The sequence below is a fragment of the Granulibacter bethesdensis genome (assembly GCF_001889545.1).
In the GTDB taxonomy this organism is placed as follows: Bacteria; Pseudomonadota; Alphaproteobacteria; order Acetobacterales; family Acetobacteraceae; genus Granulibacter; species Granulibacter bethesdensis_B.
This window is the reverse complement of sequence record NZ_CP018194.1, coordinates 1741279-1758557: the sequence shown is the minus strand read 5'-3', so window position 1 is coordinate 1758557 and position 17279 is coordinate 1741279. Positions and strand designations below refer to the sequence as shown.

Below are 17279 nucleotides of genomic sequence, written 5' to 3'. Positions count from 1 at the left end.
ATGGTGTGGTGCGCTTTCTGTATGATAGCAAAGGAGATGAGAGCAATAAAATGGAGTGTATCAGACAATGAAATACAAAAACCTTGTTTTTGCCGCGGTTCTTTTAGGTAGCAGCTTATCCTGTGGCATCGCTGTTGCGGATGTGTGGGACCCGAAGCTACTGAACAGATTACAGAAGGGCCTGCAGGAGGAAATAGAGCGTCGGGAAAAAAAGAACGAGGCTATAGAAAGCAAGCTGACCCCGGAAATACTGGGAAAACTGCGCCAAAAATATGACGTGCCGCCCGGTCCATATCATCTTTATCGTGGAGAAAAAGAAAATCTTTTTACACAGTCTTTTTGGGATGAACTTAAGAAAAGAAATCCAAAGATTTATTGGTCAGAGTCGCATGTCACTATTAACGAACAAGGAGATTGGTTTGTATGCATGACAACGGAAGAAATATTAAATAATGATATACCAAGAAGAGAATTTGCTATCAAATCAAGTCGAGGATGGACATTGTATGGCGAAGAGGTTGCAGGTACATTTTTGAAGGAAATATTTCATAAAACATGTCATTCAGATGGGGAAGTGGTAGAATGATTTCTCTAAACAATAGAAAATACGAAATTATTTTTACGTCTAAACAAGGAGTTGTGAAATACACAAACATAAAATCTAAAATAAATATCAAAAGAATGTATAATAATTCAGGAAATAGTATCAAAATAGATTTGTATAATTTATCACAACAATCATTGCGTATTATAGAAAATTCTCAAGATATGGAAGTATATTGTGGTTATGAATCCGGACCGTTTAGTCTGGCTTTCTCTGGTTCCCCATACACAATAAAAAGCTCCCACAGAAACGCCGACTATATTGTTACCGTTATAGGCTTCGATGGCTCTGACCTTTTATCCAGATCGCTGATAAGCTTTACAGGGGAAAAAGGAATTGCGGTCAGGGACATCATTGAAGCAGCGGCCAGAAACGCCAAAATGACATTGAACATGGCAGATGGCATTGGCGACAGACGTCTGAAAAGCGGCTTCAGCTTTTACGGATCGGCAAAAGATATGCTCGAGGGCATCTGCCATTCTGTCGGCTTGCAATATTCTGTTCAGAACAAAACGATTCAGGTGACCAGAAATGGGGAGACGACCACTCGTCCTCCTGTCCTTCTGAGCATGGAAACAGGGCTGATCCGTTATATAGAAAAAACCGTCCAGGGGCCACGGAGTTCTGCTATCATAAGAGATTTGAATCCCGCGGATAACCCGTACCTCAAGGAACTGGTCTCCGGTGTTGGGCCTGTGGAAGGTGTGCAGGTGTATTCGCTGATGCGGCCTGATCTCAACCCGGGTGATCGAGTATTGCTTCAGCAGGCTAAGGCTTACAAGGAATTCCGTGTCGATACTATCGAGCATAATGGCGATACAATGCCGGATCAGAATGCTGAGGTGGGAACATGGACATCGACGATCAACCTTGTCTCCCTCGAATTCTTTTCTGCAGCGGTGGGCAAGGAAGCGCAGGATGGCTTGTCTTCCCTGAAAAATGCCATTCAGGCCGAGAAAAAGCGTCAGGAAGAGATAAACAAGTTTGGCTACAAATATTACTGATATCGATGAAGGATTCTCACCATGTCTGATAACATCAAACAGATTCTGAAAAACCTGATTGCCTCACATTGTGATCGTATCAATACGACGATGCCGGGCACCATTGTGTCGTATGACACCACCACACGCCGCGCTGTGGTGCAGCTTTCCCTGTCCAAAACCTCGCCCGATGCGGAGATTATAAAAGCCCCGCGTATTGTCGATGTGCCTGTCGTGTTTCCCTCTGTCGGCACTGTCGGCATCACCTGGCCATTGCATCCCGGTGATGGTGTCATGCTGCATTTCTGCCAGCGTTCGCTGGAAAACTGGAAAGATGCCGGCAGTGATATTGTCGATAATTTCCGCCAGACCAACATCACGGACGCCATTGCCGTGCCGGGCCTCGCGCACAGTAAAGCCACAGCTCCGGCCCACGCCGAAAATATGGTGATTGCGTTCGGCTCTGCCTCTCTGGAACTCACCCCTTCCGGTGGCATCGTGCTGAATGCGCCGGGTGGCTTTACAATCAAAGGCGCGGTATCCGGTGATCAGGATGCGGTCTTTGGCGGTATTTCGGTCAAGACACATGCCCATACCGGTGTGCAGCCCGGTTCCGGACGCTCCGGCCCGCCTTCAGCCGGATAAGTACGACAGGCTGAATAAAACGGTAGACAAGGGGAAGATAATTTCTTATTGTCTGCCACACTGGATATATAAAAGCATTCCTCCTCAAACGATTCTGCGGGGATGCGTGCTTCAGGCTTTTTGAGAAAGCTGAAGCGTCTGCTACCATTTTCTCCTGATCTGCGGATGTTGTGATCCGGTATGTGTCATGCATGCCGGCTTTTGCGCGTCCGCAGCTTCGGACTGCTCCGGGCATTGTCATATGATCGCTGCAAATGAGTTGAATACCGCGTTCGGTACCAAGCGGGAAACCGCTGCCAGTTATATCACGGCCGATGGCAAACTTGTTATTGTCGGGCCGAATGTTCTGAGACCATCCTATGCCGATGATGGCAGCTATCTGGGGGCGTTGACCGAGGGAGCCTCCACCAACTATCTGCCTGATTCAATGCTGACACCGGATGGAAAAAGCTGGTCTGGCAACTTTCCTGCCATCACCATCAGTGGCCTGATGAAAGATGGCTTTTCCTGCCTCCAATCTGATTTTCCTGCGCTCAACACGTCTGCCTCCGCTCAGATGAGTTTAGGTGATCCGGTTTCGGCACAGGCGGGGGAGACATGGTGGCTCAGTGCATGGGGGCTGATGCTTGGCTCCTCGGCGACTGCACCGCTTGTCTCTCTGTGCCTTGCATCAGGTTCTGCAAAAGTGATGCAGGCATTTCCTTCCGGCACTGCTTCAGGCAGGCTGGTGAGGATCAGGATCAGTCTGCAGGTTCCGGCCGGACAGAATGCTGTTTCTGCCTCTCTGGTTGCGAACGGAGCAACTGGAAGCAGTGCTGTTTCGATGCTGTTCTCCGCCCCTCAACTGGAAAAAAAGCGTGTTACCAGCTTTATTCCAACCAGCACCGGTCCTGCCTCCCGCGTGTCTGATCGCGTTTTCTATATTCCCGATGCTGACCCCGGTAACGGGCAGGTGCCTGATGCCACCAATATGGTCTTCGGGCGTGATCACGGGGTCGTGGCGTGGGAGCATATGCTGGCCCAGTTTGCGGCCAGTTCTGATCTGCAGTCTCTGGTGCAGGCGCTTTATCCGGCCTGCACCACGCTGGATACGGCTTTGCAGGCGATGATGAATAATCGCGTGCTGGATCAGGCAACCGGGGATCAACTGGATGGCATTGGTGATATTCTCGGCCAGTCACGGATGGTTGGTCCGGCAAATGCGACAAAGCTGGAGGACGATCAGTATCGGCGGTTGTTGAAGCTGAAAATCCTGCTGAACAATGCGCATGGCACAACCGAGGATCTGAGAGCCGCTTTCTGTGCTTTGTTCAATGCAGACAGCACACTGATCCAGGATAACGGTGATGCCAGCCTGACCGCAGTGGTGGGGCGGTTTATCAGTGCCGATGATCTTGCTTTCGCACGTTCCATAAAGGGTTTTCCAAAACCCGCTGGTGTTGGTCTGATCCAGATGCAGTACGATCCGGCAAAACCATTCGGATTTCAGCAGCAGAGCTACATGGGGTTCGGATCGGGCTGCATGGCGCGCGCGCTCGATAACATCATTGCCTGACTTTTCTTTCCTCTGATCAAGAGGGTTTGCTTAACTGAACACTGACAGGAAAAAACATGTCGTTTTTTAACCGTTTCAGCAGTCTGTGGGCCTCAAAAGGAACGGTATCCCCGCCGAGCGATACACAGTCAGATCAGGGTTTTTCCTATCTGGGACAAATTCCACCCAGTGTGGAGCTCTTCAACGGGATGTTTCAGGAAAGAGACTGGAAAATAAAGTGGCTGTACCAGCAGATTTCCTCTGTCATAGGCCTCGATGGCAGCCAGCCGAGTGAGACAGAAACAGGCAAAGCTGGAGGGGTGCTGAAAAACTGGTTTCTGCCCATTCGCAATCCAACGATTCTTGGCACAACCACTATGCTGGGTTCTCTGGAGTTGGGATCCCAGTCAGTTTCATCCGTTGCATATATTGATTTTCATACCGATGGAACAAACACAGATTATAATGCCCGAATTATTGCTTTAGGTGGGTCGCCCGGACAGATCGGAAGTGCTGGTATCAGCTTTTATTGCTCTGATGTTTTCGTCCCGACGATTCAGTCAAACGTGGATAATGGTAACCGAGCTGCCACAACAGCTTTTGTACAATCGCGTGTATCTTCAGCTATATCTTCGGCTGTATCATCAGCAAATACATATACTGACGGCAAGCAGCCGGGTGGCCTTACTCGCGAATTGGTCCTGGGTGCCACAACGACCTGGTCCGTTCCTTCAGGTGTGACGCGGATCAAGGCCCGTGTATGGGGCGGCGGTGGAGGCAGCGGTGGTACTGGCCAAACCAATGATGCAGCACGCGGCGGCGGTGGCGGTGGCTATGTCGAATGCTATTTCTCGGTAGTGCCGGGCGACAGCCTTTCCATTGTTGTAGGTGGGGGCGGTAGCGGTGGAGCACCTGGCAATTACGGTGTTACCGGAGGTGACAGCGCAATCTCAAAAAATGGCACTACTTTCATCTATGTCCACGGTGGTGGAGGGGGACAGGGCGGGTCAGGGTCAGGAATTATGGTCGGTGGAGGTGCTGGCGGTGATGTGCCGGTAGCGCCCTCTGGCAGCCTGAGCAGAACCGGAGATTCCAGCGGGATTGCTATTCTCATGGGGCAGAGTGGATCGACCTACCTGCTGGTGTGCTCTGCTGGTGGTGGCGTTTTCTGGGGTGGATGGACACAGCGGATAGCATACGCAGGCACGCAATCTGTGGCGGGTCCGAGTGGCGTTTACCCAGGTGGTGGTGCTGGTGGCTCTGCTCACTCCCAACAATATGGCTCGCCCGGCGCAGCGGGTCTCGTCATTTTGGAGTATTAAACAATGGCTGATCAAACAGCAGTTTTCCTTGTTTTATGTGGTCCCGATGGATGCGCGGCACTGGATGGGTCGCATCATCCTTCTGATACAGTCATTAACAGGATTGTGTGTGATGTTGATCATGACGGTAATCCAGAGTTTCAATTTCTGGATGTGATCCTGAATGAAAACGGGGAACCGGAGCGCGATGAAAACGGCCACGTAAAAACGAAGCCGTCGACTCAATACATTCTGGTCCCCGATGACGGGCGGCCTCTGTATAGCGAAGCGCACGAATAGAACAGGGTAGGACAACATGAAACGTTTTTGTGTGGCGCTTCTGGCGCCTTTTTTTATGTCTCACGCACAGGCGCAGGCGTTGCGTCCTTCTTATTGTGCTGATGCTTCCTGCGCTGCGAGTATTGGAGCACAGGTCGTGGGTATGATTGATGCTGTGACCGGGCGTCCTGTTGCGCTGTCCTCTGCATCGCCTTTGCCTGTGGCTGGGGTGCCTGTCTCTGCAACAGGCTCTGCCGCCGCATCGTCATCAATCGCGGCGGGGTCTTATCAGACCGTGTTTGCCGCAGGCTCGATTACGCGCGGATGCAGTGTGCAGAACCCCGCCAGCAATACTGTGTCGCTTTGGGTAGACTTCACCGGAGCCACTGGCTCCTCCCGTGTGTCTACCTCGGTGGAGGTCACGCCGGGCGCATCGGTGCGCTGCGATTTCGTGCCGACCGGGGCCGTGACAGTGTTCTCCGCCAGCCCACTCAGCTTCAACGCGCTGAGGTGGTGAGATGATGCATCGTATTTTTTTGCTCGCGGCCTGTCTGCTGCCGGGTATCGCTTCGGCCCAGACAGTTACGCTTCCACCGATGCGCTCCAGCGTCTGTACCGTCATGACGGCAGGTGGCACATACACAGTGCCACCATGGGCCGTAACGTTGGATATTGATGCATGGGGCGGTGGCTCCTCTGGCGGTAATGGTACCGTCGCAGCCTCCGGCACGGCCACCAGTGGTGGGGCCGGCGGGTCGCCAGGGTATCATGCTCGTATGTCTGGTGTGCGTGTGGCCGGGCTAGGTGCTTCATCTTTCGCTGTCGTGGTGGGATCGGGTGGCGGTCAGCCATCCGGGGCCGGAGCTGTCGGTATCGGTGGTGGTGAGACCGATATCGTTGGTGGCGCGCTCAATGTTCGTGCCGGTGGTGGTGGTGCTTCGGCAGGTGGATCAACGGCTGCCTCTGCCAGCGGTGGCAGCGGTAGCTTTCTGATTAATGGCGGTCCCGCCTCAGGGGCTACACCGGGCAATGGGTACCCGTTTGGCATTGGCGGTATGACCAATGGTCAGTCAGGTCTGAATTTGACGATGCCTGGTTTCGGAGCATCCGGCGGCAGTGGTGCGCCGGGTGCGGCTGGTGGGGGGGCTGGTGTTACTGTGGCATCTACAGCCGGGGCCGGGGCTGGTGGCGGCGTGGACAGCAACGGGGCCGGGAAAGCCGGTGGCGCGTCAGGCATCACTGCTGACAGCTACCCGATGGGCAGTATTGTCGGTGGGACCGCTCCCGGCGGCAGTGGTGGCGTCATCACTGCCCGCACCCAGCCCGGGCAGGAATCGATCGGTGGCGCAGGTGGTGCGGGCGGTAATGCGAGCACTGATGGCGGCAATGGCAGTCCCGGCGCTGGTTTCGGTGCGGGCGGCGGCGGAGGCGGTTCCACGATCACGGGGCGGCAATATGGGCTGGGGGCGTCCGGTCAGGCAGGAGGTGTGGTGATATGCGCAAGGCCATAATGACAGCAGCCTCTCTCTTGCTCGGGGCAGCCGCTCCCGCTTCCTATGTGCAGATCTGCACCGCGCCATGTGTGGCGCAGGATGGGACCACACAGCCAGCCGGGACTGTGCTCAACCGTGCCGTCTGGATCAAGCCTCCCGCCCGAGACGCCACCACCGAATGGCAGCCGGATCAGGGGCAGGCCCTCTATCATCCGGTAAGGCCAACGCAGGAAGGTGCCTCATGATCCATCAACCGGAGATGCTGGCGGAACTGCTGCGCGATCTGCGGCAGGATGTCCAGCGCGGGCAGGAGCGGAGCGAGGAACGCTTCGATCAGTTGCGGGAGGAGTTGCACGTTCTGCGTGCCGGTTCCTCCCGCATTGTCGACCGGGTTTACGGCGTGGAGCGGCGGGTGGAGGCGCTGGAAGGTCCGGTGGCTGAGTTCCGCCATCTGCGCAGCCGTATTGGCGGGCTGGTGATCAGCGGCAGTCTTGCCGTAAGCGCTATCGGCACGGTCTGGACGCTATGCGGTGATTACGTCCGCGATCATCTGAGCTGGCGCTGATCACAGCTCGCGCAAAACGCAGGAAAAATCTCATGAGTTTGGAACAGGCCCTGGCTCTGGTCATGAGCCGGGGCGTGGAGGGCGGCTATACCAGCCTCGCCTCCGATGCGGGCAACTGGACGGGCGGCAGGGTCAACGCGGGTCGTCTGGTCGGGACGCAGTTCGGTATCAGCGCCCCGGTCCTTGGTGCGTGGCTGGGCAGAGAGGCCACCAGAGCCGACATGATCGGACTGAACCGCGATCAGGCAGCCGCGATTTATGAGCAGCGTTACTGGCGGCCTTTATGCTGTGACCATATGTCCGGCCCCGTCGGCGGACTGGTTTTCGATGCGGCAGTCAATCAGGGGCCAGCCATGACTGCCCTGATGGTGCAGCAGGCTGCGCAGGTCCGTCAGGATGGCGAGATCGGACCGGTGACGCTGGCGGCTCTGAACGATGCCGATCAGGCCGATCTGCATGCTGATATCGCAAGACTGCGTGCTGAACGTTACCGCGCCTCATCAGACTGGTCGCGCTTCGGCAAGGGCTGGATGCGGCGCCTGATGCGCGTGGTCGCGGCAACGGCCGCTTTTACCTGACACATCCCCCTTATCATAAATGGAGACAGATCCATGAACTGGTCCCCTTTGATTGATGCTGTGGCACAAGCCGGTGCCTATATCGCCACGACTGTTCTGGTGCCGGGTGTGTTGGCCTGGGCGGCTCGGCGCTGGAACATCAATGCCGAATGGAGTGGCACGATCCAGCAGGCTGCCGGAGCTGCCTATGCTGCGGCGGTTGCCAGTGGTCGACCTGTGACGGACCCTTCTGCCCGTGCGGCGGCCCTGTCGGCGGGGGTGGAGTATTTGCGCCAGCGTGCCAGACCGACGATGCTACATGCACAGGGCATCACAACGGAAGCCGCGGCCATGGCGGCGGTGGAGGCCGGTCTCGGTACTCTGCTGGCGCGTGATCCAACTGTTGGGGCAGTCAATGGCGGAGCCGCGCAACTCCATTGAATGGCATTGGCATCTGTTAAGAACAAAAAGGAATGGAGGACAGATTGCGCTGTCCTCCATCCCATCCATCTGTATTCAAGCCGGCAGAACGCTTCTGTCGGATCAGAAGCGTGTAATCACGGTTCCGTCTTGCCCATCCGAGAAAAAGGCGAAGGCCCGGCCCTTCAGAGAACCGGGGTCAAAATCCAGTGTTGCCTTTGCACCGTTTTGCGCGGTCAGCTGCAACAGGCCGGTGCTTGCGGAGTAATCAGATTTCAGATTCCATGCTGACAGCCCGTGAATATCAATGAATTCCATCCTGCCGAAATCTTGCAGCAGCGGGCCTGTATAGGATGCCGTACCGACATTGTTTCCGAAGGTTGATGCATTGTCGATCACGAGCTGTGAGGCGAAACCTTTGAAGTCTATTTTGGGTTGACCACTGACTGTCGATGAAAATTCAACTGTGGAAAGCATATTCAGCCTGAACGTGCCGGTGCTGGAGGCATCAACAGGCTGGGAGATCACCTTCGTGGCGAAGGTACCTATATTGATGGTGCCGTTGAATGGTGTACTGGGCGCTGTTTCGGTCGCAACCACGCTTGTGGTGGCCGAGGTGCTGGCACCCCCGGAATCCGTGACGGTCAGCGTCAATCCCGTGGTTTCCTGTGTATCAGTCGCTGCATGATGCGGGGTGGGGTTAAACACCAGCCCTTTCAGGGCCTGCGAGACCTGATTTGCTGTTCCAGCCACCTGATAGATGCCCTTCGTGGCATCATAGGTACCGCCAGACAGGTTGGAGAGAGAGCCATTGCTGGCGTTTGACAGTTTGACGACAGCGGTTTCGGTCTGCCCGACATCCGGCTCCGAGATGACAGTGCTGGCGAAGGGAGAAACATGGCCAACATCCAGTATTTTCAGGCTGGAGCTGGAAAGTCCTGTAATGATCGGCGCATTGTTGATAGCGGTGGTAATGACCGAGGTGGTGCTGTCGCTGGCGCTCACACCATCCTGATCGGTGACATTGATCCTGAAGCCGGTGGTGACAGTGCTGCCGGGTGTCACCTGATGCGCATTGGGTACAAACACCAGATTACGCAGCGCCGCATTCACACTGTCGACAGAGCCAGTCACTGTATAAATGCCTCTTGCGGCATTATAGCTGCCACTGCCCAGAGATGTCAGGTGTCCGTTCAGCGCGGATTGGGTGATTGTGACTGTTTCCGTCTCATTGATACCCGTATCTGCGATCTGCACGTTCGCAAACGGGTTCAGCGAGGCATTGTCATTGACTGCCTGATTGCCCACCGTACCAGAGATGGAGACGATATTCGTGATGGCTGCGGGAACGTAATGGCCGACATCAATCTCGACGATGCCCGCATTGGCGAGCTGGGACAATGGGATCGGGGCCGGATTGTTGAAGCCCCATGGATTGGCCAGATGCACGTAAGCCTCACCATTCACATAGGAAAGGCCGGTCAGCATATAGGCGTGGCTCCCCACAAGCCCGTAGCTGAGCGATGACGTGCCGGTATCCATCACGATCAGGCTTTTTGCCGCCATGAAGCCTGAAAGCGTGGCTGCATCCATATACGGATAGTAAGCCTGTGCCGTCTGCCCGGTCAGCATCATCAGCGTGGTGGTTGGATTGCCGCCATAAGCGATCGAGGAATATCCCCCACCCAGAGTGGCGATCGCTTTTTCCAGAACCTGCGGCCAGATTTCCTTGGTCCCATCGACGACATTCTGGTTGGAACCATTATTGACACCGGAGCTGAGAAAGGTATTGGTGACCGTGACTGTGGTCGCCACAAAGCTGGTTTCCCCATAAGCGGGAATGGTTCCACTGGCCGACATATAGAGTGTGACGGACTCGCTGCCATCGGCATTCCTGGTGATCATTCGTTCAATAGCGCCGGGATACCACATCGCCAGTTCGCCGATGGAGGAAAGGGCGTAGCAGTCACCGATCTGGCCCTGATGGATATCGGTATAGCTGATGGCTGTACTGTCTCCCGGCTCGGTCAGATACAGGGCCTGTTTGGAATAGGTGTAGGTTACCTGGCTCGATAGCGGATCGCTGTCACCGTACCGATAGCTGTATGTGAAAGGCTTCCAGCCCTGCCCTAAAGGACCTTGTGCGCCGGTATCTTTTTTGAGGCTCATGCGAGGGAAATCCCTTGGGATGGGGCTGATAAAAAGGCAGGAATAAAAAAGATGATACGGGTCTCGAACAGTTTTCGAGCGTTTCACGGAATGAACTAAAACGCAATAAAATTAAGAATTTAACAACTTTAAATTTATAAGGCAGCCGTCAGCCCAATGCATTTTCTCTGATGGAGGGGGATGCCCTGTCTTGAACAAGCGGATCAAGAAAGTTATGTTATAACATAACATTTATGCGCCTGTTTTTCCAAGGACCACCAGAATGGCTCAAACCGCTCCCCCCGCCCAGGACCGCCGCCTGCCTGTAACCGTTCTCTCCGGCTTTCTGGGGGCCGGTAAAACGACGCTGATGAACCATGTCCTGCATAACCGGGATGGACTGCGTGTCGCGGTGATCGTCAATGACATGAGCGAGGTGAATATTGATGCCGATCTGATCCGGGCCGATACCGCAAGTGACGGAACGGGCAGCGCTGTGGCCCGCACGCAGGAAACGCTGGTGGAGATGAGCAATGGCTGCATCTGCTGCACCTTGCGGGATGATCTGCTGATCGAGGTCCGCAGGCTGGCCGAAGTCGGGCGGTTCGACTACTTGCTGATTGAATCCACTGGCATTTCCGAGCCTCTGCCTGTGGCGGCAACGTTCGATTTTCGCGATGAAAACGGTGTCAGCCTGGGTGACATTGCCCGGCTGGATACGATGGTCACGGTTGTGGATGCCGCCAATCTGCTCAATGACTATTCCTCTGCCGATTTCCTGCGTGATCGTGGAGAATCCCTTGGGGAGGAGGATGAGCGCACGCTGGTCGACCTTCTGGTCCAGCAGATCGAGTTCGCCGATGTGGTGATCCTCAACAAAATCGACGCCGCGACGCCGCAGCAATTATCGGCGGCGCGCACTATCATCCGCTCCCTGAATCCGGAGGCTGATCTGGTCGAGGCCAGCATGAGCCGTGTCGATCTTCACCGTGTGCTGAAGACCGGGCGTTTCGATTACGAGAAGGCCCAGACTCATCCGCTGTGGTACAAGGAGCTGTACGGCTATACAGAGCACAAGCCGGAGACCGAGGAATATGGTATCCGCAGCTTCACCTACCGCGCGCGCCGCCCGTTTCATCCGGCGAAGTTCCATGCATTCCTGAACACGTCCTGGCCGGGCGTGGTGCGGGCGAAGGGGCATTTCTGGCTGGCGACCCGGCCTGACTGGGTGGGTGAAATGAGTCAGGCCGGGGCGCTGATGCGGCATCAGGCGATGGGATTATGGTGGGCCGCCATTCCCGAGGCACGCTGGCCGGATCATGCCGAATGGCGGCGCATGCTGAATGCGAACTGGAACGATGTTTTCGGTGACCGGCGGCAGGAACTGGTGTTCATCGGCGCGGAGATGGACGAGGCTGCGATCCGTGCCGCGCTCGATGCCTGCCTGGTGGGCGAAAGCGAGGCCGGGCCGTTCACGCCCTCCCTCTGGACGCGTCTTCCGGATCCGTTCCCGGCCTGGCGGCGGGAAGCGGCGTGATTCATGGCCTGTTTGCCAATAGTCAGGCGTGGGCAGGAAAAGCCTGTAACGCCGTTTGTACAATCTGGAGCAGGGCGGCATGGTCCACACCAGATGCCGCCTGCACTGACATTCCCTGTGCTACGGCCATCACGAAACGGGCCAGTGTGGCCGGGCAGGCGGAAGGCGGCAGATCGCCTTCCGCCTGTGCCCGTTCCAGTCGCTCACACAGGCGGTCTTCATCCATTTTGCGACGGCGGATCAGCTCCCGCCGGATAGGCTCAGCGGCTTCCGAGCAGACCAGAGCGCAATTGGTGTCCATGCAGCCGGGTGGATGGTCCAGCGGGGCCTGAAGATCGGCGAATCCTGTCAGCACCTGCGATACGACATCGCGTGCAGACCCTGCTTCCAGCGCACGGGTGAAAAACGAGAGATACAGCGCCTCGTACTTATCCAGCGCTTTGTGAAACAGCGCTTCCTTGTTACCGTATGTGGCATACAGGCTCGGCCGGGTGATCCCCATGGCCTCGGTGAGGTCAGACAGGGACGCGCCTTCGAACCCGTTGCGCCAGAAAACATGCAGCGCGGCGAGCAGGGCAGAGTCGGCATCAAAAGCGCGATGACGTCCCATATTGTGTTTACAATCCTTACCTCTGGTTGAAAACCGGTTTCCCGGATACCATACCTACCGATATAGTATCGTTCGGTATGATATTCTACGATCATTTGGGGATGATCTGCCGAATTTGGGGGGACGGAAGACGTGATGCAGCGGACAGGTGAGGCTCAGGGGATCAGCAGGCCGGCTTCAGGCGGCACGGGGCGGCGGGAAGCACGGACATGGCGCAATCTGGCGGTTCTGATCCTGCTGCTGGCCGGGGGAGGCTATGCCTGGAAGCAGGGGGCTCTGACGCCTCTTCTGGCGCGGTTTTCATCGGACAAAGCGTCCCATCCTGCTGCAATGCCCGCCCCGGAGGTCATCGTCAGCACGCCGCTGAAGCGGAATGTAGCGGGATATGCAGGGTTTCTCGGCCAGTTTTCCGCCCGGGACAAGGTGGAGTTACGGGCGCAGGTTGGCGGCCAGCTTCAGGAGATTCATTTCACCGATGGCCAGATCGTCCATAAGGGTGATCTGCTGTTCGTGATTGATCCACGTCCTTACGAGATCAAACTGGCGCAGGCCAACGCACAGTATCAAAGCGCCGAGGCCCGTGTGACGCTGGCAAAAGTCCAGCTCTGGCGTGCCCAGCAATTGCGGCACACTGATTTTGGTACTGCACAGACGGTGGATCAGCGCACCGCCGATGTGAATGCCGCCCTCGCGGATCTGGATCAGGCGAAAGCAGCTATCCGTGATGCGAAACTCGATCTGGAGTTCACCCATGTTGTCGCCCCCTTCACCGGGCGGATCGGCGCGCATCTGGTCTCTGTGGGCAGTCTGGTCAGCGGCAGCCGGGGCGGAGGGGCATCCTCCACCCTGATGGCCACGCTGGTGTCGCTCGATCCGGTCTATCTGGATTTCGATATGAGCGAGTCCGACTACCTCGCCTATGCGCGTGCCAGACAGCACCGGAGCAATGGCGCTGCTTCGACCGGAGAAGCGTCCTCGCTCGATCAGGTGGAGATCATGCTGGGTGATGAGGGGGCTGTCTCCCGACATGGCAGGCTCGATTTCATCGACAATGCAATGGATCGCGGCAGCGGCACCATGCATGCCCGTGCCACCGTACCAAATGCGGATCTGTTTCTGGTACCGGGCGCATTTGCGCGGCTGCGTTTGACAGTGACACCGCCTGCGCCCGTGCTGCTGGTGCCGGCTGCCTCAGTGATGCAGGACCAGACCCATCATATCGTCATGACCGTGACGGCGGATGGCACGGTGCGTCCCAAGCCTGTGGAGATCGGCCCGCTGGAGCAGGGGCTGCGTGTGATCCGCTCCGGTCTTTCTCCGCAGGATCGCGTGGTGATTGATGGGATCATGCGGGCGCAGCCGGGTGTGAAAGTCTCGGCGAAGCCGGGTGAGATACGCCTGGTTTCCAGCGTCCCGGCCAGCACGCACTGATCGGGGAAGCAGGGACATCATGCGCTTCTCCCATACTTTTATTGACCGGCCGATCCTTGCCTCGGTGGTCAGCATTTTTATCACGTTGATCGGCCTTGGTGCCCTGTTCGCGCTGCCGGTCGAGCAATATCCCGACATCGTGCCGCCCACGGTACAGATCTCCACCTCCTATCCCGGCGCCTCGGCGGAGGTGGTGGACCAGTCCGTCGCGACGCCGTTGCAGCAGCAGATCAACGGTGTGGAGAACATGCTGTATATGAGCAGCCAGTCCACCGGGGACGGCAAGCTCAGCCTGACGGTGACGTTCCGTCTTGGTACTGATCTGAACATGGCGCAGGTGCTGACGCAGAACCGTGTGACGCAGGCTCTGCCGCGTCTGCCGGATCAGGTGCAGCGTCTGGGCGTGACCGTGCAGAAAGTGACACCGAGCATCCTGCTGGTGGTGCATCTGGTCTCGCCGGATGAGTCACGGGATCAGCTTTATCTGTCCAACTATGCCACCTTGCATGTGAAGGATGTGCTGGCGCGTCTGCCGGGGGTGGGGAATGTACAGCTTTTCGGTGGCCGGGATTATGCGATGCGCATCTGGCTCGATCCCGACAAGGCGGCGGCGCATGATGTGACGGCAGAGGAAATCGTTTCTGCCTTGCGGGCGCAGAATATTCAGGTCTCGGCCGGTGTGCTGAACCAGCAGCCAACCCCCTCCGCGGCAGCGTATGAGCTGAACGTGCAGACGCTGGGGCGGCTGCATACCGCTGAGGAATTCGCCGACATCATCGTGAAGAATGACCGGCAGGGTCATATCGTCCGTATCCGCGATATTGGCCGGGCTGAAGTCGGCTCGCAGGATTACAGCTCGGCCGCTTATCTCGATCTCGGTGAAGCCATTCCGCTGGCAATCTACGCCCAGCCGGGCGCGAATTCACTGACCGTGGATGAGGAGGTGAAGGAGGCGATGAAAATCCTGTCGAAGGATTTTCCGCCCGGTATTGCCTACACCATCCAGTATGACCCCACCGAGTTCATCTCCAAATCCGTGCATGAGGTGGAGGATACGATCCTGATCGCCATTCTTCTGGTGGTCGGGGTGGTGATCCTGTTCCTTCAGACATGGCGCGCCTCGCTGGTGCCGGTGATTGCCATTCCGGTCTCTCTGATCGGTACGTTCACTGTGCTGGCATTGTTTGGCATCACGCTGAACAATCTGTCCCTGTTCGGCCTGGTGCTGGCGGTAGGCATTGTGGTCGATGACGCCATCGTGGTGGTGGAGAATGTGGAGCGGAACCTCCGGGCCGGCATGTCTCCCTCTGAAGCTGCGCATCGCACGATGGATGAGGTCGGCGGCGCATTGATCGCCATTGCGCTGACCTTATGCGCGGTGTTCGTACCGTCGGCATTCCTGTCCGGCATCACCGGAGCCTTCTTCCGTCAGTTCGCGGTGACCATTGCGGCTTCCACGGTGATTTCGGCGATTGTCTCGCTGACGCTCAGCCCGGCTTTATGCGCGGTGCTGTTCCGCCCTCATGATCATCACACGCCGCGGGGGACCATCTTCTCCCGGCTGGTGGGGCGGGGCTTCGCACTGTTCAACCGGGGCTTCGACTGGTTGTCGGATCGTTATGGCCGGCTGACGCGGGTGCTGTTGCGCGGGGTGGGGCTGGTCATGCTGGTCTATGCCGGGCTGATCGCGCTGACCGGCTTTCAGTTCTCCCGCGCGCCCACCGGCTTCATCCCGGATCAGGATAAAAGCTATCTGGTCACTTTGATCCAGCTTCCTCCCGGAGCTTCGCTGGATCGCACCAAGCAGGCGGTGAGGGAGGTCACCAAAATTATCCTGGAGACACCCGGTGTCTCTCATGCGGTGCCGTTCGCCGGGCTTGATATTGCCAGCAGCACCAATGCCTCCAACGCGGCGACGGTGTTTTCCACCCTGAGGGATTTCGACGAGCGCGAGAAAAAAGGTCTTTCGGCTCCGGTGATCCTGAAAGATATGCAGCGGCGGCTTTCCGTGGTGAAGGATGCCTTTGTGCTGACCGTTGCGCCGCCGCCGGTGGAAGGCATTGGCGAGGCGGGTGGTTTCAAGCTGATGGTGCAGGACCGCACCGGCGTCAGTGCGAAGGAGCTGGAGCAGGCGGCGCAGCAACTGGTTGCCGCAGCCCGGAAAGACCCCGCTCTGGCCGGGATTTTCATGCTGTTCAACACGGGTACACCCTCGGTTTACGCTGATATCGACCGTCAGAAGGCGGAAAAGGTCGGGATGACGCCGGGCGATGTGTTCGGAGCAATGCAGCTTTATCTTGGCTCGACCTATATCAATGACTTCAACTATCTGGGCCGCACCTATCAGGTTGTGGCGCAGGCGGATGGGCCGTTCCGCCGTACTTCCGACGATATCGGACGGCTGAAGGCGCGTAATGCCAGCGGTCATATGGTTCCCATCGGCACGGTGGCGCGTTTTGCCGATACCACGTCGCCTTATCGGATGCCGCGCTATAACCTGTATCCCTCGGCCGAGATCATGGGGGGTGCTGCCCCCGGCGTGTCTTCCGGCACCGCGCTGGCGCATATGGAGCGGCTGGCGGAGCAGGTTCTGCCGCATGGGTTTGGCGTGGAATGGACCGAGCTTGCCTATCAGCAGCAGATGAAGGGAACCCCGACCCTGCTGGTGTTCGGTGCGGCGGCGCTGTTCGTGTTTCTGGTGCTGGCGGCGCAGTATGAAAGCTGGAAACTGCCGCTGGCGGTGGTGCTGATCGTGCCGATGTGTCTGCTGGCGGCGGTGACCGGCCTGTTATGGCGTGGCATGGCCATCGATATTCTGGCGCAGATCGGCTTTGTGGTGCTGGTCGGTCTGGCTGCGAAGAACGCTATCCTGATCGTGGAGTTCGCCCGTCAGGCCGAGGATGAGGGGGCGAATCCTGCCGCCGCTGCCGAGCATGCCGCCCGTACCCGTCTGCGTCCCATTCTCATGACCTCTCTGGCCTTTATTCTGGGCGTGCTGCCACTGGTTGTCGCGACCGGGGCGGGGGCGGAGATGCGGCAGTCTCTTGGCACCACCGTGTTCGCGGGCATGCTGGGTGTTACCGGTTTCGGCCTGTTGCTGACCCCGTCTTTCTATACGCTGGTTGCCCGGATTGGCCGCCAGCGTGGCCGGCCGTCATGATCCGTGTAAAGT

General features: G+C 57.2%; 17 protein-coding genes. 15 read left to right on the top strand and 2 right to left on the bottom strand.

What is annotated here, in order from left to right; translation table 11 throughout:
• Positions 1–67: 67 nt before the first annotated feature.
• The 12 genes from GbCGDNIH8_RS07975 to GbCGDNIH8_RS07920 all read left to right on the top strand — a co-directional run bounded on the left by GbCGDNIH8_RS07975 (position 68) and on the right by GbCGDNIH8_RS07920 (position 8402).
• Complete coding sequence (locus GbCGDNIH8_RS07975) at positions 68–586, top strand: hypothetical protein (protein ID WP_253735987.1); 519 nt, start codon at positions 68–70, stop codon at positions 584–586.
• Positions 583–1608, top strand: a complete 1026-nt coding sequence (locus GbCGDNIH8_RS12895) for a hypothetical protein (protein ID WP_157692590.1) — start codon at positions 583–585, stop codon at positions 1606–1608. The genes GbCGDNIH8_RS07975 and GbCGDNIH8_RS12895 overlap by 4 nt, the downstream gene beginning before the upstream one ends.
• A 21-nt stretch (positions 1609–1629) precedes the next feature.
• On the top strand, positions 1630–2232 hold the full coding sequence (locus tag GbCGDNIH8_RS07965; RefSeq protein ID WP_072572788.1) for a Gp138 family membrane-puncturing spike protein: 603 nt from the start codon (positions 1630–1632) through the stop codon (positions 2230–2232).
• Between the two features lie 241 nt (positions 2233–2473).
• The gene (locus GbCGDNIH8_RS07960) at positions 2474–3787 is read left to right on the top strand and encodes a baseplate wedge 1 family protein (RefSeq protein WP_072572787.1); all 1314 of its coding nucleotides are present in this window, start codon (positions 2474–2476) and stop codon (positions 3785–3787) included.
• Positions 3788–3843: 56 nt separating this feature from the next.
• A complete protein-coding gene (locus tag GbCGDNIH8_RS13065; protein WP_072572786.1) occupies positions 3844–5088 on the top strand; it encodes a glycine-rich domain-containing protein in 1245 nt (414 codons plus the stop codon).
• Positions 5089–5091: 3 nt separating this feature from the next.
• Complete coding sequence (locus GbCGDNIH8_RS12885; protein ID WP_157692588.1) at positions 5092–5367, top strand: hypothetical protein; 276 nt, start codon at positions 5092–5094, stop codon at positions 5365–5367.
• 16 nt (positions 5368–5383) lie between these two features.
• A complete protein-coding gene (locus GbCGDNIH8_RS07945) occupies positions 5384–5863 on the top strand; it encodes a hypothetical protein (RefSeq protein WP_072572784.1) in 480 nt (159 codons plus the stop codon).
• Between the two features lies 1 nt (position 5864).
• A complete protein-coding gene (locus tag GbCGDNIH8_RS12880; RefSeq protein WP_072572783.1) occupies positions 5865–6857 on the top strand; it encodes a hypothetical protein in 993 nt (330 codons plus the stop codon).
• Positions 6842–7084 (top strand): hypothetical protein, encoded by a 243-nt coding sequence (locus GbCGDNIH8_RS07935; RefSeq protein ID WP_095413459.1) that lies wholly within the window; start codon positions 6842–6844, stop codon positions 7082–7084. Before GbCGDNIH8_RS12880 ends, GbCGDNIH8_RS07935 begins: the two co-directional genes overlap by 16 nt.
• The gene (locus tag GbCGDNIH8_RS07930; protein ID WP_072572781.1) at positions 7081–7404 is read left to right on the top strand and encodes a hypothetical protein; all 324 of its coding nucleotides are present in this window, start codon (positions 7081–7083) and stop codon (positions 7402–7404) included. Before GbCGDNIH8_RS07935 ends, GbCGDNIH8_RS07930 begins: the two co-directional genes overlap by 4 nt.
• A 32-nt stretch (positions 7405–7436) precedes the next feature.
• Positions 7437–7982 (top strand): glycoside hydrolase family 108 protein, encoded by a 546-nt coding sequence (locus tag GbCGDNIH8_RS07925; RefSeq protein WP_072572780.1) that lies wholly within the window; start codon positions 7437–7439, stop codon positions 7980–7982.
• 33 nt (positions 7983–8015) lie between these two features.
• Complete coding sequence (locus GbCGDNIH8_RS07920) at positions 8016–8402, top strand: hypothetical protein (RefSeq protein ID WP_072572779.1); 387 nt, start codon at positions 8016–8018, stop codon at positions 8400–8402.
• Between the two features lie 102 nt (positions 8403–8504).
• Here GbCGDNIH8_RS07920 and GbCGDNIH8_RS07915 read toward each other — a convergent pair whose 3' ends face one another.
• Entirely contained in the window at positions 8505–10550 is a 2046-nt protein-coding gene (locus GbCGDNIH8_RS07915; protein ID WP_072572778.1) for a C2 family cysteine protease, read from the bottom strand.
• A 262-nt stretch (positions 10551–10812) separates the two neighbouring features.
• Between GbCGDNIH8_RS07915 and zigA the strand changes: the two genes are divergently transcribed.
• Positions 10813–12066 carry a zinc metallochaperone GTPase ZigA gene (gene zigA / locus GbCGDNIH8_RS07910; protein WP_072572777.1) on the top strand — a complete coding sequence of 418 codons (1254 nt, stop codon included), beginning with the start codon at positions 10813–10815 and terminating at the stop codon, positions 12064–12066.
• A gap of 22 nt (positions 12067–12088) precedes the next feature.
• Here the strand turns inward: zigA and GbCGDNIH8_RS07905 are convergent, their stop codons facing one another.
• Positions 12089–12676 carry a TetR/AcrR family transcriptional regulator gene (locus GbCGDNIH8_RS07905; RefSeq protein ID WP_072572776.1) on the bottom strand — a complete coding sequence of 196 codons (588 nt, stop codon included), beginning with the start codon at positions 12674–12676 and terminating at the stop codon, positions 12089–12091.
• Between the two features lie 135 nt (positions 12677–12811).
• Between GbCGDNIH8_RS07905 and GbCGDNIH8_RS07900 the strand changes: the two genes are divergently transcribed.
• Positions 12812–14107: an efflux RND transporter periplasmic adaptor subunit gene (locus GbCGDNIH8_RS07900; protein ID WP_081368910.1), complete on the top strand. Its 1296-nt coding sequence runs from the start codon at positions 12812–12814 to the stop codon at positions 14105–14107.
• Positions 14108–14126: 19 nt separating this feature from the next.
• Entirely contained in the window at positions 14127–17267 is a 3141-nt protein-coding gene (locus GbCGDNIH8_RS07895; RefSeq protein WP_072572775.1) for an efflux RND transporter permease subunit, read from the top strand.
• Positions 17268–17279: the final 12 nt, after the last annotated feature.

Excerpts from the sequence above, each read along its gene's own strand:
- GbCGDNIH8_RS07920 (WP_072572779.1), top strand. The coding sequence starts at position 8,016 with ATGAACTGGTCCCCTTTGATTGATGCTGTGGCACAAGCCGGTGCCTAT.
- GbCGDNIH8_RS07935 (WP_095413459.1), top strand. The coding sequence starts at position 6,842 with ATGCGCAAGGCCATAATGACAGCAGCCTCTCTCTTGCTCGGGGCAGCC.
- GbCGDNIH8_RS07915 (WP_072572778.1), bottom strand. The coding sequence starts at position 10,550 with ATGAGCCTCAAAAAAGATACCGGCGCACAAGGTCCTTTAGGGCAGGGC.
- GbCGDNIH8_RS07960 (WP_072572787.1), top strand. The coding sequence starts at position 2,474 with ATGATCGCTGCAAATGAGTTGAATACCGCGTTCGGTACCAAGCGGGAA.
- GbCGDNIH8_RS07905 (WP_072572776.1), bottom strand. The coding sequence starts at position 12,676 with ATGGGACGTCATCGCGCTTTTGATGCCGACTCTGCCCTGCTCGCCGCG.
- GbCGDNIH8_RS07930 (WP_072572781.1), top strand. The coding sequence starts at position 7,081 with ATGATCCATCAACCGGAGATGCTGGCGGAACTGCTGCGCGATCTGCGG.
- GbCGDNIH8_RS13065 (WP_072572786.1), top strand. The coding sequence starts at position 3,844 with ATGTCGTTTTTTAACCGTTTCAGCAGTCTGTGGGCCTCAAAAGGAACG.
- GbCGDNIH8_RS07945 (WP_072572784.1), top strand. The coding sequence starts at position 5,384 with ATGAAACGTTTTTGTGTGGCGCTTCTGGCGCCTTTTTTTATGTCTCAC.
- zigA (WP_072572777.1), top strand. The coding sequence starts at position 10,813 with ATGGCTCAAACCGCTCCCCCCGCCCAGGACCGCCGCCTGCCTGTAACC.
- GbCGDNIH8_RS12880 (WP_072572783.1), top strand. The coding sequence starts at position 5,865 with ATGATGCATCGTATTTTTTTGCTCGCGGCCTGTCTGCTGCCGGGTATC.
- GbCGDNIH8_RS07900 (WP_081368910.1), top strand. The coding sequence starts at position 12,812 with ATGCAGCGGACAGGTGAGGCTCAGGGGATCAGCAGGCCGGCTTCAGGC.
- GbCGDNIH8_RS07975 (WP_253735987.1), top strand. The coding sequence starts at position 68 with ATGAAATACAAAAACCTTGTTTTTGCCGCGGTTCTTTTAGGTAGCAGC.
- GbCGDNIH8_RS12885 (WP_157692588.1), top strand. The coding sequence starts at position 5,092 with ATGGCTGATCAAACAGCAGTTTTCCTTGTTTTATGTGGTCCCGATGGA.
- GbCGDNIH8_RS12895 (WP_157692590.1), top strand. The coding sequence starts at position 583 with ATGATTTCTCTAAACAATAGAAAATACGAAATTATTTTTACGTCTAAA.
- GbCGDNIH8_RS07925 (WP_072572780.1), top strand. The coding sequence starts at position 7,437 with ATGAGTTTGGAACAGGCCCTGGCTCTGGTCATGAGCCGGGGCGTGGAG.
- GbCGDNIH8_RS07895 (WP_072572775.1), top strand. The coding sequence starts at position 14,127 with ATGCGCTTCTCCCATACTTTTATTGACCGGCCGATCCTTGCCTCGGTG.
- GbCGDNIH8_RS07965 (WP_072572788.1), top strand. The coding sequence starts at position 1,630 with ATGTCTGATAACATCAAACAGATTCTGAAAAACCTGATTGCCTCACAT.